Origin of the sequence: Psychroserpens damuponensis (assembly GCF_000826655.1) — a bacterium.
Classification (GTDB): domain Bacteria; phylum Bacteroidota; class Bacteroidia; order Flavobacteriales; family Flavobacteriaceae; genus Psychroserpens; species Psychroserpens damuponensis.
Map to the genome: position 1 here is coordinate 1 of NZ_JXJO01000081.1, position 4345 is coordinate 4345.

Consider the following 4345-nt stretch of genomic DNA (forward strand, 5'->3'; position numbering starts at 1 on the left):
ATATTGTTTAAGCGTTTCAGTATCTAAACTCAAAGCTTCACGTTCAGCAGGAGGTGCTTTATCAATTCCTGTTCCTGTTGTAGGATTTCCGTTAGCTTTCATAGTGACCATGCGGTTTCCATTTTCAGTATAAAAATCATACATAGTACTACCACCATCAAAAATAAAATTAGTCTCTGTCATGGGATAAATTTTTAAATTGACACTTCCTTCACGTTGACTAAATAGTTGGTTGTCTTTTAGGGTGATATGTCGAATGGCACCTTCAAACTCATAAGCGCCAACCCATTTGCTCAATTGCGTTGTAGTTAATGAAATGGCGTCTTCTTTTTTAGGGAACGGTTTCCCAATAGCCATTGCTGCTATATTTGTGGTGAGGTCACCAACGTTTCCGCAGTCACAATTAGACAATCCTACCACATAAACATTCTCTTCTGGAAGAAAAATACCATTTGTAGAATAGCCAAAAATTCCGCCAGAATGCTCTACAGTACGTGAACCATTAATATCACCTTTAAGCCAACCGTAACCATAAGGAATCGTTTCTCCAGTTGCTAATGTAGAGCCATTAATGGCTTTCTCTAAAGTGCTTTTTTTAATGAGTGTATTTGCAGAAATGGCATTTTGCCATTTTAGTAAATCTCCTGTCGTTGACATAATAGAACCTGCAGCATATGGTAGAGTTAGACTTAAATAGTCGGCATTTCTAAAACCGTTTTCTGTTTGAGAATAACCGCTTGCACGATTAGGGATGAGGTCCACCATACTACCATAATATGAATGGTTCATGCCTACTTTGTCAAAAATTTTGGTTTGAATAAAGTCTGCATACGTTTGTCCAGAAACCACTTCTATAATATGACCTAGAAGTATATAACCCGAGTTATTGTAATTATACTGTGTGCCTGGATCAAACTCCATAGGCTCGTTTTTAAATTTATCTATAAGCTCAGTAGGTGTCATATCTGTTCGTGCAAGATTCATAAAATTTGGCATATTGGTATAACTTTTAATCCCAGAGGTATGATTTAGTAATTGATGAACCGTTATGGTTTTGCCTTGAGTAGGATAGTCTGGAATAAATTTAGTAATCTCATCATTAACGCTGAGTTTGCCTTGCTCTTCTAACATTAAAATGGCAACTGCTGTAAATTGTTTGGTGATGGAGCCAATTTCGAAAACATGTTTTGGTGCTACGGAAATATCTAACTCCAAGTTAGCAGCTCCAAAGCCTTTTTGGTAAATGGTTTTACCATCCTTAGCGACTAATATTGATACTCCAGGCGCATCTGAAGTGTATTGCTCACCAATATACGAGTCTATTTGTTGGTTTAAAGTTTGTGCAAATGTGTTTGCAGTTAGTAATAAACATATACAAAGCGTCATGGCTTTGAATAGGTGATGCTTGATTGTCATAATGGATTGATTTTGATTGATTAAAGTTACTAATTTATAGTTTGACGATTATAATTAGTATTGGTTACAACACCATGTTAGAAAATAACCGGTTTTAATTTTAAAAATCTACTTTGGGTTTAAAACTAAACCCTCAAGTTTATGGTCTATGTTGTTTTAGGTAAAACAGCAGATTTAAACTATTACAGTTTTATGTTTTCGTTTTTTTGTTTGGCCTATATTAATTTTGAAAAATTTTTACACGCGTGTAAATCGTTATCTTCATAGTTTGTTATTCTAATAGAACTATTTTTACTTTATAGTTTTGGTAATTTATAGGTTTGTTTATCTTCTATGTCTTGCCAAAACGATTGGCTGAAAGCCCAATTTCCGGGATTGGTTAACTCTAATTTTCTGCCCCAAGAAATGGTAAAAGGGAACGCTTGATCATCTAACATAATACTTCCAAATAAATAACATGTGCTTGAGCCGCTCACTGCTCCTTTATGCATCTCAACAGTGTGAATCTTAAAACTCGTTTCAAGCGGAATCTCTTTTAGAATCTCAATATCTTCTATTCTCCAATTAGAGCCATCTTCAATAATGTAAGGATGTGTTTCTTTGATTGGAATTCCTGGATTCATGGCTAGAACACATCGCCTTTTTGTATAGAGGTCTTTACCAATTATTTGTACAAAAGGTTTTTCGTTAGAGATATCTTCCTTTTTATCTCTTAAGGCTACGTATAAAAAAGACACAAACACGATAATACAAATGGCTATGACTAAAAGTATATTTTTGATGGACATAATGGTTAATTATTTTGATGTTTTTTGAATTACGAGTTCATTTTTTTGAAGTTCAATATATGAAAATGATTCTCCAGGTTTAGTTGTGACTAAGGTTTTTAGTATTAATAAAAATTCTTTCTCATTATACGTGAATTTCGTAGGTTTAATGCGTCCCGTTCCAGAACTCCAAATAATCGTTTTTATTCCTGATTTTCCTGAAATTTTAAAATGTAAAGCGTTCATTTGCCATTTTGCATTGTTTGGTCCTGGTACAGATCTATCTTGTATAAGTGTTAATGAAAAATCTTCAAAAACAAGTTCCTCATTTAAATTATAGTTTACAATTGTGTTGTAACTGTACATGACTTGCATTTTTAAGTGCTTGGTGTTCTACTTTCGTATGAGATGCTCTTCTTTTGCAGCCATATAAACAGAGAATAGAAGGTTATTGCAGTTAGTATTATGAATAGGGTTTGGATAGAGAATTACGATTACTATTTATAGTTTAACGAGTGAGGATTTTTGAACGCTACTATAATTGGGCAAACTTTTAGATCTCCTTATTTGAGCTAAATATAATAATTTATTATTGCCTTACAGTCGCAGTAGTTTTTATTGTTTGCTATATAATGTTGTAAGCGTACCATTTAAACTAAATGGGATCACTGATGTATGGGATTCATTTCTATAGATTTTCCAATTGATATTAATATGTTCATAATTCCTTTTTTTAAGAAACATGCTAAACTTCATCATATTGGCAACCATCATTGGGCTTTCATTCTCACCAGTTGAAATAAACACTTTGGTAGGTTTGATATTCCAGTTTAAAGTATTTGTAAATTTAGAAATAGCTGGTTCTAAAAATAGGTTTTCGTTGAGTTGAAATGAAGGACTGTTTATACCAAATCGAGTGAAGTAATTATCAGAATTCACAAAACAATATGCTGTAAATAAACCTCCAAGGGAATGTCCCGAAATTCCTCTATCAGAATTTGTTTTATAGTGTTTGTCTATAAAAGGCACTATGTCTTTTTTTAAGCATTCTAAAAATTGATTGGCTCCACCCGTTTTTATGGTGTTTTTTGGAGTGCCAAATGCTTTCTCAAATTTTCGTTCTGTAATGGTATCACGATAAGGTGTATAGTCATTGAACCTATTAATTTTAGATGCTAGTCCATTTGCTTTATGACTAATACCAACGAGAATGACGTCTTCAATGTTATGAGAGTCGATATAAGACGATTCAAAATATCCAAAAGTGCTTTTTCCATCCAACACGTAAAGCACAGGATATGTGATACTATCCTGAATAGAATAATGCTCTGGAAAAGACATATGAATCACATACGATTTATTGGTAATTTTAGATGTAATAACGTGATCTGGTTTAAAACTATCACGTTCTTTTGGATCTAATTTTTGACCAAATAAGGGGTTTTGAAAAATTAGAAGCGTAACAATTATATATACTAGTTTGAGTCGTTTTAAAAAGTTCATGTTTTAATGCAACGTTAGTCATCTAAATTACTACTAATTAATTTATGAAAGATGAGTGGCACGTTTAAGGAGGTAATTTAGCAAATACTAATTGAAAATAGCATCTTTTAGGGATTTGTGATTGGGATAGGGATTTGCTGTTTTTTTTCAGTTTTTACTTAGATAAGGCTTTTATAATTCGTTCCTCGTTTATCACTATATCTCTGAACAAAACGTGAGGAAATTTAACGTACTTAGATGTTTTGAAAGCCTCTGAAATATTAGATAGTGTTGAAGCTGTTATAAGTGATAAATTCATTTCTGTGTCCATTTCACAATCGGTAACAAAATCATCACTAAATTCTGGAGCAACAAGTAATATTTTAACTATTCGTAAATCATTTTTTAATGCTAAATTTTGATACGATTTCAATTGCCTTGAAACTGTACTAAATTTATTATAACCTCTTTCTTTACTGGTTTTACATTCAACGATTATAACTTCGCTGTTACTCAAGTTTAAAAGGATATCAATCATATCTTTTTTAGTATTTAGTTTATTCTTAAATTCATCATCAACATTAAATCCTAAACCTGTAAAAATAACTTTTGTCAATTCTTCAAATTTAACTCCGAGTTCACTTTCTTTAACTGTTATTCCATTTTCTTTCAATAAGTTT

4 protein-coding genes and 1 pseudogene are annotated in these 4345 nt (G+C 32.2%); all 5 read right to left on the reverse strand.

Annotated features, from left to right (window positions below):
- A partial coding sequence (locus TD29_RS17590; protein WP_241485299.1) for a serine hydrolase domain-containing protein occupies nt 1-1416 on the reverse strand: 1416 nt, incomplete at its 3' end.
- Nucleotides 1417-1712: 296 nt separating this feature from the next.
- On the reverse strand, nt 1713-2204 hold the full coding sequence (locus tag TD29_RS17595) for a hypothetical protein (protein WP_152611559.1): 492 nt from the start codon (nt 2202-2204) through the stop codon (nt 1713-1715).
- A gap of 9 nt (nt 2205-2213) precedes the next feature.
- Entirely contained in the window at nt 2214-2549 is a 336-nt protein-coding gene (locus TD29_RS17600) for a hypothetical protein (RefSeq protein ID WP_152611560.1), read from the reverse strand.
- A 249-nt stretch (nt 2550-2798) separates the two neighbouring features.
- Nucleotides 2799-3686 (reverse strand): alpha/beta hydrolase, encoded by an 888-nt coding sequence (locus TD29_RS17605; RefSeq protein ID WP_040282885.1) that lies wholly within the window; start codon nt 3684-3686, stop codon nt 2799-2801.
- Nucleotides 3687-3840: 154 nt separating this feature from the next.
- Nucleotides 3841-4345 (reverse strand): annotated as a pseudogene (locus TD29_RS17610) (hypothetical protein); the annotation flags it as partial.